Genomic DNA, 15,630 nt, shown 5'->3' on the forward strand with positions numbered 1-15,630 from the left:
ACATGAATGGCCAGGAGATTAAGCAGCAAACATTGCTGAAGAATGAAAGCGATCCTCTCACGCACACGCCGGTGCACCTGCTGTCGCTTGACGACGTCGGCAAGCACTACGGCAATATCGTGGCGCTCAAGGACGTGACAATGGCAGTTGATAATGGCCGCGTCACGTGTGTGCTCGGTGACAACGGAGCGGGTAAGTCCACGCTGATCAAAATTATCGCGGGGCTGCACCAGCACGACGCCGGTCAGCTCAAAATCATGGGAGAGGAACGGAAGTTCGGTTCACCCCGTGACGCCTTGGATGCCGGAATCGCGACCGTCTACCAAGACCTCGCCGTGGTGCCACTGATGCCGATCTGGCGGAACTTCTTCCTCGGTTCGGAACTAACCAGTGGTTTTGGGCCTTTCAAGAGTATGGATGTCCAGCAAATGAAGGACATCACCAAGAAAGAACTCGCCGCAATGGGCATCGACCTGCGCGATGTCGAACAGCCCATCGGCCAACTCTCCGGCGGTGAACGGCAGTGCGTGGCAATCGCCCGGGCCGTCTACTTTGGTGCAAAGGTCCTGATCCTGGACGAACCGACCGCAGCACTCGGCGTGAAGCAGTCCGGCGTCGTCCTGCGTTATATCCTGCAGGCCCGTGACCGTGGGCTCGGGGTCATTTTCATCACCCACAATCCACACCACGCGTTCCCTGTGGGCGACCGCTTCCTGCTGCTCAAGCGCGGCAAGTCCATTGGGTACTACGACAAGAAGGACATCAGCCTGGACGAGTTGACCGCGCAGATGGCCGGCGGGGCCGAGTTGGCTGAACTTGCACACGAGTTGGAGCAACTCGGCGGACACAACGATCTCCTCAAGGAAGTCAAAGCGGAGGTTGCCGACGTCGTCAGCACACGTCCGGAAGGTCAGTAGCCCGCATAGGCGCGCATTCGGTGGGGTGCTTTGGCTGGTGTCGAAGCACCCCACGATGCTGCCTGCTTCCACCACCACACCGCTGACAATTACTTAACCTGAAAAGAGGAGCATCATGTCCATCCGGGTAGGCGTTATCGGCGCCGGAATCATGGGCGCAGACCACATCAGGAACCTATCTACCGCCGTCAAGGGGGCGGAGGTGACGTTTGTGGCCGATCTGGACATTGACCGCGCTGCCAGCGCCGCGCCGTCGTCGGCCCGCCTGACCACAGACCCCACCGAGCTGATCAACTCCAGTGAGGTGGAGGCCGTCCTGGTTGCCTCACACGATTCCACGCACGCAGGGTTGGTCCTTGAGTGCTTCGAAGCGATGACGCCGGTGCTGTGCGAGAAGCCGTTGGCGCCAACTGTCTTGGAAAGCCTCGAAGTGGTTGCTGCCGATGCGGACATGGTGGCAGCTACCGGCACCTCCCTGTTGTCCTTGGGGTTCATGCGCCGCTTCGACCCAGGCTACGTGGCACTCCGGGAGGGGATACAGCAGCGTGTCCAGGGGGAGCCATTGATGCTGCACTGCGTTAGTCGCGGTATCTCGGCCGGGCCTGGAACCACCTCGGAATCGGCCATCACTAACTCGGCAATCCACGAATTGGACATCGTCCCTTGGTTGTTGGGGTCCCCGATCATCGAAGTTTCATGGCAGGGTGGCCGCAGTTCCGGCGCCGCGGGCCCGGGTTTGCAGGATCCCGCGCTCATGACCTTCCGCTGCGAAGACGGCACTCTCACCACGCTGGAGCTTTTCCTCAACGCACAGTACGGCTACGTGACACGCTGCGAGGTGGTGAGCGAGCGCGGGACTACCGCGCTCAGGGAACCTGCCGTGCTGGACGTTGAGGAACAGGGCGCCAAACACGTCCTGGTTCCCCCGGATTGGCGCCCCCGCTTCGCTGACGCCTACCGGCTTCAGCTGCAGGCCTGGATCACTGCGCTCGCTGCGGGTGAGCGGCCGCCACTGGCGACTGCCCGGGATGGGCTCAACGCCTCCCTGGTGGCTCAGGCATTGACCCTGTCGCTTCGCAGCAACGGCGCCTTCACGAAAGTCAGCTACTCATGACGCATTCCGGCCTGCCGGCCTCACGGGTGCCGGATTCCCGCGATGCACCTGTCCTCCGCTGGGGCGTCATGGGTCCCGGATGGATAGCGGAACGTTTCACCGAGTCGGTCCAAGCCCACACCGGACAGGTCATCGCCGCCGTCGGCTCCCGCTCCCTCAAGCGTTCCAAGGCATTCGCCGAAGCGTACAACATTCCGGCAGCGTACGGCAGCTACGAGGAATTGGCTGCTGCGCCGGACATCGACATCGTCTACATCTGCACGCCGCACACGGGCCACCACGCAGCCGCTGTTCTCGCGATAGAGGCCGGCAAGCACGTTCTAATCGAGAAGCCGATCGGACTCGACGCTGCTCAAGCGCGCGATATCGCGGCCCGGGCCGAACAGGCCGGTGTATTCGCCGCTGAAGCCATGTGGACCTTCTTCCTCCCGAAGTTCGACGTTATCCGTCAGGTCCTCGAAGCCGGGATGCTTGGCGGGATAACCACCGTCGTGGCCGAATACGGGGAGCATTTCGATCCAAGCCACCGGATCTTCAATCCAGGGCTTGCAGGTGGACCTCTGTTGGACTTGGGAATGTACCCGTTGGCACTGGTCACCGAGGTCCTTGGTGACCCCCTTCAGGTGTTCGCCGTCGGCCAGCCCCACCCGTCCGGGGTCAATGCGCAGCTTTCGGCCATCATGACGTTCGACGGCGGTGCCCAAGCGGTGGTGAATACGCACCTGCACAACTTCACCCCCACGTCAGCCACGATCGTCGGCTCCCATGCCACATTGACAATCGACGGCCCCTTCAATATGCCCGGCGGCTTCGACGTGCGCTTTCCCGACGGAACCCGGTTGCGCTATGAGGAAGCCAAGGGAGGCCATGTCGAGGGGCTGCATCACGAAGCTACTGCTGTTGCGCGGGCAATCGCTGAAGGCCGCAAGGAAGCCGAACCGCGCACACTCTCCGCTTCCGTCCGCACCTTGGAAGTCGCAGATGAGATACGCCGCCAGTTAGGGATAGCTTTCCCGGAATCGACGAAGGAATGACCCAGATGAAAATCGTAGTTCTCGGATTAGTCGGAGTGGGACGCATAGGCGTAATGCATGCGAACAACATCGCAGGCCTACGCGATGTGCTTCATCGGCGTGGAGTGGACCTGCAGCTGAGGCTCACTGACGTCGCAGCGGACCATGCACGCACTATCGCTGCCGGGCTCGGTGCGGAGTTCTTCCCTTCAGCGGCAGCGATGCTTGCTTCGGGGCTGGACGGATTGATCATCGCCACGGGAACTGCGACGCACCCGGAGCTTATTCGTGCGGGCGTTACAGCCGGCATCCCGGTCTTTTGCGAGAAACCGGTGGCCATGAACGTCGCAGAATCCCTACCAGTGTTGGACTTCATCAGGGATAACCGCGGGGTGGTCCAGATTGGCCACCAGCGTCGGTTCGACGTTGGGTACCTTGAGGCCAGGCGTGCTTTCCTGGCCGGTGAGCTTGGCTGGATCCATTCACTGCGCGCGGTCACCTGCGACATGGCGCCGCCGCCGGTGGAATTCCTGGCCACCTCCGGCGGCCTCTTCCGGGACTGTTCGGTGCATGATTTTGATATTGTCCGGTGGTTAACCGGGCGGGAGATCGTTGAGGTCTACGCGAAAGGATCCAACCGCGGCGACCCGGCTATCGGGGGAGTGGGAGACGTGGACACCGCCTTGGCCCTGATAACGCTCGACGACGGCACCGTAGGCACGGTTTCGGCGAGCCGCTACAACGGGGCCGGACATGACGTCCGGCTGGAGATTCAGGGTTCGGACAACTCGGTCCTCGTTGGGCTGGACGATAAAACGGCATTGGTATCGGCTGAAAGCGGTGTCTCCTTTCCCGGCGGCCACCCGCACCAGACCTTCGCTGAACGCTTCGACCAGGCCTACCGGTTCGAGATGGCCGCTTTCGTCGAGTTGATTTTGGGAGAGCGGAGCAATCCCTGCACGCCGGAGGACGCCGTGGCGGCTTCCTTGGTAGCTGATGCTGCCCAGGAGTCCCTCGCTACCGGAGCGCCAGTACGGGTGGGAGTCAGTGTTCTCAGCTGACTAAGTGCAGCCTGAAAGCCCTGGAGAATAAACAGAGTGCTCCTTCCGGAACGTATTTCCGGAAGGAGCACTGTTCTGTTTGCGGGGAGTTGTACCGGTGGCAGCCGGGAGGAGTACTTTTGGTCAGGCCCCGAACGGTAGCCGCGGGTCGATCTCCATGCCGTCCCAGCTTTGCCTGACCCAGCCGTGGTGCGGATCATCGCTGATCAACCATTCGCGTACCGGTCCGGGGCCAGCCATGACGTTGAGGTAGTACAGGTCGTAACCCGGGGCCGCCATCGCCGGGCCATGCCAGCCGTAAGGAACCAGGACCACGTCCCCTGTCCGCACCTCAGCGGAGACATCGATAGGCCGTTCGTCAGAGGCATACACGCGCTGGTAACCGATCGCATCAGCGTCGCTCGGGGCCCCCATACCTGCAGCCACCTGCGTTTCGAAGTAGTAGATCTCCTCGAGATGTGTCTCGCCCTCCTTTTCTTCATCATGCTTGTGCGGAGGGTAGGACGACCAGTTACCGGCTGGGGTAATGACTTCGCAAACGATGAAACGATCTGCTTCCAAAGCCGCAGGGGTCCCGAAATTGTGGACCTGCCGGGAGCAGTTGCCGCCACCGCGAAGTTCCACGGGGGTTTCCGCGGCGGTGATCAGCCGCGTGGGGTAAGACGACTGTGCAGGCGCGGTCGCTACGGCTACGCGTCCGCCGTCGCTGGCCTTGATGGTGATCGCCCGCCCGATGCCTGAATACAGGACGTCGCTTGGGCCATGGAACACCGAGGGCCGCCCGGCGAGGGCGTAGTCGACGTCGTCAACCGTAACGCTGAATGATCCGCTCAGGGGTATGACGATGCGTTCCTCATCAACAGCAGGAAGGTCAACCGCATTCCCGGCTGGGAGGGTGGCAACTTTCAACCCGGTATGTTTCCAGCCAGCTACCGCAGTAGTGGAATCCGATGTTCCAAGGGAGATATCCCAATTACCGTCGGAAGCAGTTCCCAGAGGGTAGACCCAATTGGTCATAGTAGGTGTCCTTGCGTTAGCGCTGTACGAGGGTCATTTCAAAACTGTAGGAATCGGCCCGATACACGTGGTGGCCAGTCTCGACGTTGCGGCCGGTGTCGTCCACGGCCGTGCGCTCCATGGTTACCAGGGCGGAGTTGACGTCTGTTTCGAGGAGGGGCGCTTGGTAGTCATTAGCGATCATGGCCCCAATCCGTTGGGTTGCCAATCGGAAATTCACACCGCCACGTCGAAGAATGGAGTAAAGGCCTTCGGAGGCGAGCATCTCTTCATCCATCGCCGCAATGTCGTCCCGGACCCAGTTCTCCATCAGCGCCAGCGGCTTGCCGCCGACTTTACGAAGGCGGGTGAAGTGGTAAACCATGGAGCCCGCCGGAAGCTGAAGCGTGGCGAGGGTCGGTGCATCTGCCTCGACGTGGGAGAAGGTCAGAACCTGTGTGGTTGGCTTCTTGCCGTCGTTGGTGAGGTCATCGAACAGGCTCGAAAGTTCCAAGGGGCGCCGCACTTGGCTGGATACCACTTGGGTCCCGACTCCCCGTTTCCTGACCAAGAGACCGGAACGGACCAGTTCGTCCATAGCTTTCCGCATTGTGGGGCGGGACAGATTGAGCTGGGCGGCAAGGTCGATCTCGTTCTCCAGCCGGCTGCCGGGTTCCAAAAGGCCGCTATGGATAGCCGCTTCGATGCCCTGGACGACCTGATGGTACAAGGGCACCGGAGAGGAGCGGTCGATGTTGAGACCCAGTTGATTTGCCATTGGACATTCCCCACGTTTGAGGCCCACCCGCAACGTTGCGGATATGTCGCCATTTGTTCTCTTGATAGGACATACTTTCAAGATGATGTTAGCAGGATGGTAGAAATGGTCAAGATTCGGGGTTCCAGACTGTAAGCAAACTGTCTATTCTGAACGTGGACCGGAGTGGTGCCGGTCCGGCAGGCCACCCGTACGTTCCGGGAACCCTTCCTGATGCGGGAGCCGTCTTCATAAGGAGGCGTCCATGTCCAGTGCCGATATGCCGACCAGTCCCGAAGGGCCGGCCCGTCCTGATGTGCCGACCGACCACGATATGCCAACCAGGAGCCCGGCCAAGCCGGCCCCGTATGTGATCGCCGGTATCCTCCTGGCCATCGCAATCGTTGTGCCCTTGTTTGTGCCCAGCTACTCGAGCGATAGCCCGCGCTTGGCCGGCATCCCCTTCTTCTACTGGTACCAGATGCTGTGGGTGCCCATCACCGCAGGCCTGGTTGGCATCTCTTATCAGGTGGTGGTCAGGGAGGATCGACGACGTCGGGACGCCATACGCGGTGGGGTCGGGCAGGGGGAGGTCCGATGAACGCCATGAGCGTGCCGGTGGCTACGCCTGACCGGCCGGTGAACGGCGTGGCACTCACCGTCGTCATCGTACTTTTCCTGGTGGTGGCCGTCGTTGGCTTCCTCGCCGCCCGCTGGCGCGCCGGGGAGGAAAGTGGCCTTCATAGCCTCGACGAATGGGGACTCGGTGGCCGTGGATTCGGCACATGGGTCACTTGGTTCCTTCTGGGCGGGGACCTTTACACGGCTTACACTTTCGTGGCAGTCCCGGCCGCCATGTGGGCCACCGGGGCGGTCAGCGGATTCTTCGCCGTTCCCTACACCATCGTGCTCTACCCGATTGTCTTCGTGCTCATGAGCCGGCTATGGTCCGTCTCCCACCGCCACGGGTTCGTTACACCGGCCGATTTCGTCGGCGGACGCTATGGAAGCCGGGTGCTTACCGTCGCGGTAGCAGTCACGGGCATTGTCGCGACGATGCCCTACATTGCGCTCCAGTTGGTCGGCATCAAGGCTGTCCTGACCGTACTGGGCCTAGGCAGCGCCGAGAACGCGCTTCTGACGGACCTGCCACTGATCGTCGCCTTCGTCGTCTTGGCTGCTTACACCTACACCTCGGGACTGCGTGCTCCGGCGCTTATCGCCGTCGTCAAGGACCTGCTGATCTATCTCGCGGTCATCGTCGCCGTCATTTACCTGCCGATCAAATTCGGCGGCTGGGACAGCATTTTCGGCGCGGCACAGCAAAAACTCACTGCAGTGAGTCCGGCGACCGGGAAACCTGCTGGCGTCTTCATTCCGGGAGCAAGCAGTTACTCCGCTTACTGGACACTGGCACTGGGTTCGGCATTGGCGTTGTTCATGTACCCGCACTCAATCACCGGAGTCTTGGCAACGAAGAGCCGGAATACCATCCGTAAGAACGCCGCCGTCCTGCCGCTGTATTCATTGATGCTGGGCTTCCTGGCCCTTCTGGGTTACGTCGCCATCTCAGCGGGTACCAAACCCATTGACCTAAACGGCACAGTCAACCCCCAGCTGGTGGTTCCACAGCTCTTCCTCGACCACTTCCCGGCCTGGTTCGCGGGGATCGCACTGGCCGCCATCGCCATTGGGGCCTTGGTTCCAGCGGCCATCATGTCCATTGCCGCGGCAAACCTGTTCACGCGAAACATCTACCGGGACCTCATTCGGCCCACCGCAGACCCGCGGCAGGAGGCCAAGGTCTCCAAGATCGCGTCCCTGGTAGTCAAGTTTGGTGCCCTTGTGTTCGTTATCGGGATGGATCAATCGGCTGCGATCAACATGCAGCTCTTGGGCGGGATTTGGATCTTGCAGACCTTCCCGGCCATCGTCGCCGGCCTCTACACCCGCTGGTTCCACCGGTGGGCTTTGTTTGCCGGATGGGCCGCCGGCATCTTGTACGGCACTATCGCCGCCTACAACGTGGTTAACCCGGCGACGAAAGCGCACTTCGGCGGCTCTGTCGCAGCCATTCCGGGCACCGACATCCAGGTGTACATCGCCATCGTGGCTTTCGTGATCAATATTCTGGTGGCGGTCATCCTCACGCTGGTCTTCCGGGCGATGAAGATGGCAGATGGCAGGGACATCACCCGGGAGTCGGACTACGGTGCGGATGAGCATGATCCGAAAGTTGCCGAGATCGAACGCGCCTACCCGTTAAGCGAATCGGGTGATGCGCTGGGGTAGCGGGGGAAATCGGCCGTCGGCAATCGTCTTCTGTCCAACTTTGAAGCAAACAAGAATTTCATGCATAGTTGAGATGAAGTTTTTGCGCTGAAGAAGTCCGGCGATTCATTGGCTTACGCCCGGAGGATAACGCTTTGCACGACTTCAACGATGCTCTTCTGGGCGGCCACCATGGCAACTGAAGAACAGCACGATGACTTTCAACGGCTTCACCGGCTCATCACAGGCAGCGGGGATGTCAAAGGATTCCTGGATGGCATGACCAGGTTCGCAGCCACCACCATGAGCCGGGCAACGGGCGCACAGGTCGAGTGCGCGGTGACGTTGTGGCGCCGGAAAAGAGCGGTGACCATCGCGGGAAGCAGTGACGACGCAATTCTGCTGGACGGGATTGAGCAGTCCAATGGTGACGGCCCCGCCCAACTGGCGTTGGAAAGTTCAACGCCCGTGCTGCTCGCTGATGTTGGCACGGACCAACGGTGGCCCAAGTACTGCAAAGATCTATCCCTGTCCGGTGTTCGGAGCGTCCTTGGTGTTCCGTTGTCCTTGGGCGAGGACGCAGCGGCGGCCCTGAACTTCTTTGCTGGTGACATCGGCCTTTTCACTGAAGAAGCTACTCAGGAGGCGTCCGTCTTCGCCGATATCGCGGCCCAAGCGTTGCGGCTTTCCCTTCGGATCGCAGCCGCTGACTTGCTTGCGGAAGACCTGAAGGCGGCCATGGCGCGAAGGACCGCCATCGACCTGGCCAGCGGCATGATCATGGCGCAGAACAAGTGCACACAGGAAGAAGCCTTTGACTTCCTCTTGAAGGCCTCCCAAAATCGAAACCAGAAGCTGCACGACGTCGCGCTTGCCATGGTCAGTGGGCATTCCGGTAAAACGGAAGTGTCCGCTACTTTCGACAACTAGGATTTCGACAACCAGAGCACCCGCCGTCAACGGCCCAAACTACGGCGACACCTCCACCTGTGTCTTCACAGCGCCCGTACAGCCTGACGACAGGGCAGGCACAACGCACAACTCGAAGCTGAGTACATGGCCGCTCCTGCGGCCTGCCGGCGTGCCGGGTAACCCGACGCGCCGGGTCCAACTCAGGAGGAATGCACATGGCAAAGATCAATACGACCACCGCCGGCATCATGCTCGCTGCTGTGATCGGAGGCGGCGCGGTTGGAGTTTCAACGTTGCCGGCAATGGCTGACACTGGAGGCACGTCATCCAGTTCGACGGCGGCCACCAACGGCTACGGTACGGAAACCCAAGCTGCCCAGGGACCGCACCAAGCCAACGGCATCACGGAGTCAGTCCTCACCGGCGATACCGCGGCCAAGGTACAGGCGGCCGTCAAGGCGGCGCAGCCAACCGCCACCATCGACCGCATGGAGACCGACGCCGATGGTGCCACTTATGAGGCGCACATCACCAAGTCCGATGGCACCCACGCAACGGTGAAGCTCGACGCCAACTTCAAGGTCACCGGAACCGAGGCCGGTCCCGGCGCGGGCGGCCACGGCAGGGGAGGCAACGACGGGGACGCGGATGATGCCGGCGGTTCCAGTGGAAGCACGCAGTCCACGACGCCGGCCCCCTCTGGTTCCTAGCGGCCCTGGTTCCTAGCGGCTCTGATCCCTAACGGCGCGGGCACAGCCACGAGTGAAATGAGGTGATTGGGGCGCCGTCCCCTTGGGGCGGCGTCTCTCCCCGCGTCGCCGGATAGGCTGGCCGTTGTGACTACCATTGAAACCCTGAGTCCCACCCTGTTCTGCGTGGTGCTCTTTGTGGTGGTGTCGATCGGGGTATTGGGGCTTTTTGGAGTCCGTCCCCGGATGACTCTTGCCGTCGCGGTCTTGCGCGGAGCCGTCCAACTCGCGATTATCAGCGTGATCCTCAGCGGGATCATCACCAATCCTGCTTTCGTGGCATTGGCTTTGCTGGTGATGTTCAGTGTCGCCGTGCTGACTGCCACGCGCCGCATCGCGTGGTCGCGGCAGGGCCTCGCAATGGTCGCCGGCTCAATGGCGGCGGGAGTGACTGTCACGCTGCTGATCGTGTTTGCCTCCGGGGCAATTCCGTTGACGCCACGGTACGCGTTGGCTATCGGGGGGATCATCATCGGAAACACGATGACTACGGCCACCTTGGCCGGCCGTCGCTTCACGGAAGCAGTGGATGCCCGCTGGGAAGAAGTGGAGGGCTGGCTGGCGCTTGGAGCAACGCCCAGGCGGTCCACCCAAGACTTGGCCAGGACCAGTGTCTATGCCGCGATCATTCCCTCCATTGACCAGACCAAGACCACAGGCCTCGTGACGTTGCCTGGAGCATTTGTCGGCGCAATTTTCGGTGGCATCTCTCCTCTCGAGGCGGGCAGGTTCCAGATTGTGGTCCTTGCCGGCATCATGGCCGCCGGCACGGTCACGGCGACGGCGGTGATTGCGGCGCTGGCTCCCGTCCGGGTTCGCCCGAAGTTGCCCAGCTAACGGCCAGAACCGTTGGCCGGTGGCAAAGTTGTTGGGATCTGCTCGCGTGATCCATTCTTGGAGCATGCGAAGAACGCGTTGGGGGATCCGTAAACGTGCCACAGCCACCGCGGTGGGTGTCGTTGCGGCTGCCCTGCTGGTGGGGGCGATCGTCTTGCTTGTCCTCCTTCAGACCTCGCTCGCCGCGGACGCTGAAGGGACCGCGCGGCAGAAGGCTCAGGATGTGGCCGCCCAACTCGGCGATCCGGACGACACTGAGGCTGCCAGGTATGTGTCTTCTACGTCGCGTCCGGACCAAATCGTTCAAATCATCAATTCCGCAGGTGCAGTGGTTGCCGCGTCAGTCCCGGCCGCGGCAAAGACGCCCCTGACTCAACTGCGGCCGGCCGACGGCCAAACATTGACCCAGGATGTGTCTGACCTTTCGATCATCGGAAACGACGACGAGTTCTTGGTGGTTGCTACCGGGGCCAGCTCAAACAATAAAACCTTCACTGTGGTGGTGGCCGCGGCGGAGGCCATTCAGAAGCAAACAATCATCACGGTGGGATGGTTCATCCTAGGGGCAACTCCCGTGCTCCTGATGGTGGTGGGAGTATCCGTCTGGGCGTTGGTGGGACGGTCATTGCGACAGGTGGAAAGAATTCGCGCCCAAGTGGCAGCCATCAACGCCCGTCGATTGGACGAACGGGTGGAAGTACCCTCAACAGCGGATGAGATCCAAGCGCTGGCATTGACCATGAACAACATGCTGGAGCGGCTGGAGTCTTCGGACCGGGAACAACGCCGTTTCGTTGCAGACGCATCTCACGAGCTGCGCAGTCCGCTGGCAACCCTCAGCGCGGGAGTAGAGATAGCCTCTGCTGACCCCACAGGCGAGACGTGGCGGGACATGAAAGGGGTGCTGGGCGAGGAGACTGACCGTATGCGGTATCTTGTGGAAGACCTGCTGACCCTGGCCAAAACCAATGACGAAAGACTTGAAGTCGACGCCATCGACGTGGATTTGGACGATGTTGTCGACGCCGAACTCAGAAGGCTTAAGTCCACTGGCCGGAATGCGATCAACGCGCATTTGGGCCCTGCGCGCGTTCTGGGGGACGCGCGGCAGCTTGGCCAAGCCGTCCGCAATATCCTGGACAACGCGGACCGCCATGCCACCTCGCGGATTGACATTGACCTGCTGAGCCACGACGGAAACGCTGTGCTGACGATAGAGAATGACGGTCCTCCGATTCCCCTGGAAGAACGACAGAGGGTTTTTGAACGGTTTGTCCGCTTGGATGAAAGCCGGTCCCGGGAAAGTGGTGGCAGTGGCTTGGGGCTTGCGATCGTGGCCGGGATTGTGGCGGCGCATCATGGGACGGTTGAGGCGGGTGAAACGGCCGCTGGCACCAGTCGCTTCCGGATGGTGCTGCCTTTGGTGGGCAGCTAGTCCGCAGTCAGCCGATAGCCCATTCCCCGAACCGTCGACAACGTCTGCACGCCGAATGGCGAATCGATCTTGCGCCTCAAGTAGCCAATGTAAACCTCGACGACGTTGTCGCGGCCGTCGAAGTCAGGGTCCCATACGTTGTCGAGTATCTCGGCCTTTGACACCACTTGATCGTGCCGGCGCATCAGGTATTGCAGTAGCCCGTACTCCCGGGGCGTCAGGGTGATGGGTTCGGCGCCGCGACGGACAGTCCGGGCGACCGGGTCCAGTGAAAGGCTGCCCAAAGACAGAATCACCGGACGTTCAGGGGCCCCGCGGCGGATCAAGGCCCGGATCCGGGCCACGAGAACCAGGAAGCTGAAGGGTTTGGTGAGATAGTCGTCGGCACCGAGATCAAAGGCGTCAGTTTGGTCGTACTCGCCATCCTTGGCTGTCAGCATCATGACAGGGGTCCAGATGCTGCGGCTCCGCATCTCCCGGAGGACGTCATAGCCGTTCTTCAACGGAAGCATGAGGTCGAGCAAAACGACGTCGTAGGGGTTTTCCGTCGCCGCCCACAGACCGCTCACGCCGTCGTGGGTGACGTCCACCACGAATCCTTCGTTTGCCAAGCCGCGACGCAGCGTATCAGCGAGCGTCTTCTCATCCTCAACGAGCAGGATCCTCATGGTCTGGCCCTTTCGCCTCTCAGCATCTTCTCAGTACGCGGACCCCATGGTGTAACGAGGCCATTTACCCGTCCCGACGATAAGGACTAATCCTGTGGAGACTGCCACACCCGCGCACGACGCGCAAAAACCATCCGTGGGGATACTGCCTCTGCGATCATGGCTATGGATAATGCCGGCTGCTGTTCTGTACCTCGCAGGCCTCGGCCTAGGTTTGCTGGCGAAGTCGATGGGACGGACCACACCGGAACTGGGCGTTGATGTCGAATTAAGCCACGGACGGAGCGCTGTTCTGACAGGGTTCAGCGAAGTCATCAATTATGTCCTGGCACCAGCGGGGACAATCGTCCTCCTCGTGCTGATATTTTGTTGGATGGCCTGGCGTAGGCGCCGTCCACTGCAGGCTCTCGCCTTCACCTCGGTGGCGGCCGTTGGTTGGCTCAGCTCAACTGTGGCAAAACAAGTAGTCAGCCGACCCCGGCCCCCAGCGGACGCAGTTTCTGCCCTTGTCCGGGAAACGCAACTCGATAGTTTTCCCTCCGGACACACCGCAGTTGCTGTGTCTTTGGCTTTGGCGGTGGTGTTGGTTGTGGCGCGGAATCGGGCCCAGCGCCTGTTGGCAGGCGTGGCAGGACTCGTTTTCGTGGCACTCGTTGCGTTCTCCCGGTTGTACCTCGGCGCCCACTACATTTCGGACGTGTCCGGTTCGTTGCTGATCAGTGGTGCCGCAATCCTGGCCTGGCTGCCCATCTGGAACAACCTGCTCGCGCCGCCACTGGCACGCCGATGGGACAGCACTCGAATGCAGCGCGCCCCGCGGTAGTCCGAACCTTCCACAGGCCTTTCTCAGGAGGGCCCACATACCGTTGAACCATGGACTTTTCTCCGCGATTCATCAGTGCACTCGGCACGGGCAGGGTCGGTGCCGGCTTGCTCCCGGACTGGGCTGACCCCGCCGTCGTTCTTCATCAACCAGCCTTGGCTCCCTGGCTCCTGCTCATTATCGGCGGGTTCGTCTTCGCCGAGTCGGGGCTGTTGGTGGGTTTCTTCCTTCCCGGAGACTCGCTCCTCTTCACCGCTGGGCTGCTGGTGGCGACGGGAGCACTCAACATCAACATCTTCCTCTTGGGTGCCCTTGTTTTTGTCTGCGCATTTGTGGGGGACCAGACGGGCTACCTTATTGGCAAGAAGACCGGTCCCGCTCTCTTCAGGCGACCAGACGCCCGGTTGTTCAAGCAGGAGCGCCTGGCTAAGGCGCACGCATTCTTTGACAGGTACGGCGGCCGTGCGGTGATACTTGCCCGCTTTGTTCCGGTCATCCGCACCTTGACCCCGGTGGTAGCGGGAGCTGCCAACATGAGCTACCGCACATTCATCCTTTTCAACGCGATGGGTGCGTTCGTGTGGGGGATGGGCATGACATTGCTCGGCTACGGGCTGGGCCAATTCGACTGGATCGGCAAAAACATCGACCTGATCTTTGTTGCCATAGTCCTGGTGTCCGTGGTGCCAATGATTGCCGAACTGATCAGGTCCAAGCGCCGCCAGCCGGTAACGAGCGGGAGCCCCGAGCGGAACTAACCCGGAGCAACATCGCCGTCAGGCCGGACCTAGCTCCTGGCGTCCTGTCCATTCCTTACCTGCCCAGGGATCGTAGTCCGCAATAAGTTCTCCTTGGGCGGGGCGATCCGCTTGGGGAACGTGCTGCAGGTTCACGCGCACTCGGTACCACAAGGAACTTGAGCCACGCATGCCATCGACCAGTACGTCGGCAGGGTGGAGCGCAGGAACAACGCTAGCGTGAACTGCTTTCCACTCATCGAGCGCTGCCAGCGCTTCAGGCTTGGTCTTGGTTCGCGCTACCTCGATCAGCGGCATGGTGGATTGCCGCCTGCCGGTGCCGTCGCCAGCACGTGGTGCTTTCTCGGCCGGCCCCATGTCCGCGGCCATGGCGAGGAGTCCGTCCAGGGATCCCGCCACGTCATCGATGGCATGGTGGGGATCGCCGATCTCGGCGAAACGGGCAGGCACGGTGAGAACGGTGAACTGTTCGGGTCGGGCGCTTCGGACCTCGTCCCAGCTCAGCGGCGTCGAGACCCGGGCATCCGGCAGGGCCCTGACCGAATATGCCGACGCTACGGTCCGGTCCTTGGCGTTTTGATTGAAATCGACGAACACGCTTTCGCCGCGCTCCTCTTTCCACCACCGCGCCGTGGCCAGGCCAGGGGCCCGGTTCTCCACCTCACGGGCCAGGGTCTCAGCTGCCAGCCGCACGTCCCGGAACGACCACTGCGGCGCTATGCGCACCAAGATATGGAGTCCGCGCGAGCCGCTCGTTTTCGGCCATCCGATAAGCCCGACGTCGTCCAGCACCTCCCGCACCACATAGGCGACATCCACGATCTGGGACCAATCAACCCCGGGCATCGGATCAAGGTCCACCCGCAGCTCATCAGGGTGGTCCAGGTCTTCGGCGCGCACCGGGTGCGGGTTGAGATCGAGGCAGCCCAGATTGATTACCCACGCCAAACCGGCGGCATCCCGAATAACGGCTTCCTCCGCGGATGTCCCGGACGCGTAGTGCAGCGTTGCGGTGTCGATGAACTCCGGATGGTTCTCGGGGACGCGTTTTTGGAAGAACGGTTCGGCACTGATGCCTTTGGTGAAGCGCTTCAAAACCATCGGTCTGCCCCCGGCGCCGCGCAACGCGCCGTCGGCTATTGAGAGGTAGTACCGAACGAGGTCCAGCTTGGTGACCCCGGCTTCCGGGAACACCATCTTGTCCGGACTCGAGACGCGGACCTCATTGCCGGCAATGTCAAGGATCTCGGCCGGGGCCTTGGACGGACTCATGTCGCCACGCTAGCAACGATCCCCGGTCACAGCCAGACCATAAGGAG

At 61.5% G+C, this 15,630-nt stretch carries 16 protein-coding genes; 12 read left to right on the forward strand and 4 right to left on the reverse strand.

Features of this window, described 5'->3' with window-relative positions:
- The first annotated feature begins 2 nt into the window (after positions 1-2).
- From SB659_RS05680 to SB659_RS05695, 4 genes are all read left to right on the forward strand, one after another.
- On the forward strand, positions 3-917 hold the full coding sequence (locus tag SB659_RS05680; RefSeq protein ID WP_284978446.1) for an ATP-binding cassette domain-containing protein: 915 nt from the start codon (positions 3-5) through the stop codon (positions 915-917).
- Positions 918-1,032: 115 nt separating this feature from the next.
- Positions 1,033-2,031, forward strand: a complete 999-nt coding sequence (locus SB659_RS05685; protein WP_284978445.1) for a Gfo/Idh/MocA family oxidoreductase — start codon at positions 1,033-1,035, stop codon at positions 2,029-2,031.
- A complete protein-coding gene (locus SB659_RS05690) occupies positions 2,028-3,065 on the forward strand; it encodes a Gfo/Idh/MocA family protein (RefSeq protein WP_410549753.1) in 1,038 nt (345 codons plus the stop codon). The genes SB659_RS05685 and SB659_RS05690 overlap by 4 nt, the downstream gene beginning before the upstream one ends.
- A gap of 5 nt (positions 3,066-3,070) precedes the next feature.
- Positions 3,071-4,105 carry a Gfo/Idh/MocA family oxidoreductase gene (locus SB659_RS05695; protein ID WP_410549754.1) on the forward strand — a complete coding sequence of 345 codons (1,035 nt, stop codon included), beginning with the start codon at positions 3,071-3,073 and terminating at the stop codon, positions 4,103-4,105.
- A gap of 123 nt (positions 4,106-4,228) precedes the next feature.
- Here the strand turns inward: SB659_RS05695 and iolB are convergent, their stop codons facing one another.
- Both iolB and SB659_RS05705 read right to left on the reverse strand, forming a co-directional pair.
- Positions 4,229-5,122: a 5-deoxy-glucuronate isomerase gene (iolB, locus tag SB659_RS05700; RefSeq protein ID WP_284978442.1), complete on the reverse strand. Its 894-nt coding sequence runs from the start codon at positions 5,120-5,122 to the stop codon at positions 4,229-4,231.
- 16 nt (positions 5,123-5,138) lie between these two features.
- Entirely contained in the window at positions 5,139-5,879 is a 741-nt protein-coding gene (locus SB659_RS05705) for a GntR family transcriptional regulator (protein WP_284978441.1), read from the reverse strand.
- A gap of 244 nt (positions 5,880-6,123) precedes the next feature.
- Between SB659_RS05705 and SB659_RS05710 the strand changes: the two genes are divergently transcribed.
- The 6 genes from SB659_RS05710 to SB659_RS05735 all read left to right on the forward strand — a co-directional run bounded on the left by SB659_RS05710 (position 6,124) and on the right by SB659_RS05735 (position 12,062).
- Positions 6,124-6,459: a DUF3311 domain-containing protein gene (locus SB659_RS05710; protein WP_284978440.1), complete on the forward strand. Its 336-nt coding sequence runs from the start codon at positions 6,124-6,126 to the stop codon at positions 6,457-6,459.
- Entirely contained in the window at positions 6,456-8,150 is a 1,695-nt protein-coding gene (mctP, locus tag SB659_RS05715) for a monocarboxylate uptake permease MctP (protein ID WP_410549755.1), read from the forward strand. Before SB659_RS05710 ends, mctP begins: the two co-directional genes overlap by 4 nt.
- 171 nt (positions 8,151-8,321) lie before the next feature.
- A complete protein-coding gene (locus SB659_RS05720; RefSeq protein WP_284978439.1) occupies positions 8,322-9,059 on the forward strand; it encodes a GAF and ANTAR domain-containing protein in 738 nt (245 codons plus the stop codon).
- A gap of 197 nt (positions 9,060-9,256) precedes the next feature.
- Complete coding sequence (locus tag SB659_RS05725) at positions 9,257-9,751, forward strand: hypothetical protein (protein ID WP_284978438.1); 495 nt, start codon at positions 9,257-9,259, stop codon at positions 9,749-9,751.
- 126 nt (positions 9,752-9,877) lie between these two features.
- A complete protein-coding gene (locus SB659_RS05730) occupies positions 9,878-10,627 on the forward strand; it encodes an ABC transporter permease (RefSeq protein WP_410549756.1) in 750 nt (249 codons plus the stop codon).
- Between the two features lie 64 nt (positions 10,628-10,691).
- Positions 10,692-12,062 carry a sensor histidine kinase gene (locus SB659_RS05735; protein ID WP_410549757.1) on the forward strand — a complete coding sequence of 457 codons (1,371 nt, stop codon included), beginning with the start codon at positions 10,692-10,694 and terminating at the stop codon, positions 12,060-12,062.
- Here SB659_RS05735 and SB659_RS05740 read toward each other — a convergent pair.
- The gene (locus SB659_RS05740; protein WP_410549758.1) at positions 12,059-12,730 is read right to left on the reverse strand and encodes a response regulator transcription factor; all 672 of its coding nucleotides are present in this window, start codon (positions 12,728-12,730) and stop codon (positions 12,059-12,061) included. The two genes, SB659_RS05735 and SB659_RS05740, sit on opposite strands and share 4 nt — an antisense overlap.
- Before the next feature lie 94 nt (positions 12,731-12,824).
- On the opposite strand from SB659_RS05740, the gene SB659_RS05745 reads away from it, so the two are divergent.
- Together SB659_RS05745 and SB659_RS05750 are read left to right on the forward strand one after the other, a co-directional pair.
- Positions 12,825-13,553, forward strand: coding sequence for a phosphatase PAP2 family protein (locus SB659_RS05745; protein WP_410549759.1), 729 nt, complete (start codon positions 12,825-12,827; stop codon positions 13,551-13,553).
- 50 nt (positions 13,554-13,603) lie between these two features.
- Positions 13,604-14,311, forward strand: a complete 708-nt coding sequence (locus SB659_RS05750) for a DedA family protein (RefSeq protein ID WP_410549760.1) — start codon at positions 13,604-13,606, stop codon at positions 14,309-14,311.
- Positions 14,312-14,329: 18 nt separating this feature from the next.
- On the opposite strand, the gene ligD is transcribed toward SB659_RS05750, so the two are convergent.
- Positions 14,330-15,583 (reverse strand): non-homologous end-joining DNA ligase, encoded by a 1,254-nt coding sequence (gene ligD / locus SB659_RS05755; protein ID WP_410549761.1) that lies wholly within the window; start codon positions 15,581-15,583, stop codon positions 14,330-14,332.
- Positions 15,584-15,630: the final 47 nt, after the last annotated feature.

This window comes from Arthrobacter sp. SIMBA_036 (assembly GCF_046535135.1).
In the GTDB taxonomy this organism is placed as follows: Bacteria; Actinomycetota; Actinomycetes; order Actinomycetales; family Micrococcaceae; genus Arthrobacter.

Excerpts from the sequence above, each read along its gene's own strand:
- SB659_RS05705 (WP_284978441.1), bottom strand. The coding sequence starts at position 5,879 with ATGGCAAATCAACTGGGTCTCAACATCGACCGCTCCTCTCCGGTGCCC.
- SB659_RS05750 (WP_410549760.1), top strand. The coding sequence starts at position 13,604 with ATGGACTTTTCTCCGCGATTCATCAGTGCACTCGGCACGGGCAGGGTC.
- SB659_RS05710 (WP_284978440.1), top strand. The coding sequence starts at position 6,124 with ATGTCCAGTGCCGATATGCCGACCAGTCCCGAAGGGCCGGCCCGTCCT.
- SB659_RS05695 (WP_410549754.1), top strand. The coding sequence starts at position 3,071 with ATGAAAATCGTAGTTCTCGGATTAGTCGGAGTGGGACGCATAGGCGTA.
- SB659_RS05680 (WP_284978446.1), top strand. The coding sequence starts at position 3 with ATGAATGGCCAGGAGATTAAGCAGCAAACATTGCTGAAGAATGAAAGC.
- SB659_RS05725 (WP_284978438.1), top strand. The coding sequence starts at position 9,257 with ATGGCAAAGATCAATACGACCACCGCCGGCATCATGCTCGCTGCTGTG.
- SB659_RS05735 (WP_410549757.1), top strand. The coding sequence starts at position 10,692 with ATGCGAAGAACGCGTTGGGGGATCCGTAAACGTGCCACAGCCACCGCG.
- SB659_RS05720 (WP_284978439.1), top strand. The coding sequence starts at position 8,322 with ATGGCAACTGAAGAACAGCACGATGACTTTCAACGGCTTCACCGGCTC.
- SB659_RS05690 (WP_410549753.1), top strand. The coding sequence starts at position 2,028 with ATGACGCATTCCGGCCTGCCGGCCTCACGGGTGCCGGATTCCCGCGAT.
- SB659_RS05740 (WP_410549758.1), bottom strand. The coding sequence starts at position 12,730 with ATGAGGATCCTGCTCGTTGAGGATGAGAAGACGCTCGCTGATACGCTG.
- ligD (WP_410549761.1), bottom strand. The coding sequence starts at position 15,583 with ATGAGTCCGTCCAAGGCCCCGGCCGAGATCCTTGACATTGCCGGCAAT.
- SB659_RS05685 (WP_284978445.1), top strand. The coding sequence starts at position 1,033 with ATGTCCATCCGGGTAGGCGTTATCGGCGCCGGAATCATGGGCGCAGAC.
- iolB (WP_284978442.1), bottom strand. The coding sequence starts at position 5,122 with ATGACCAATTGGGTCTACCCTCTGGGAACTGCTTCCGACGGTAATTGG.
- mctP (WP_410549755.1), top strand. The coding sequence starts at position 6,456 with ATGAACGCCATGAGCGTGCCGGTGGCTACGCCTGACCGGCCGGTGAAC.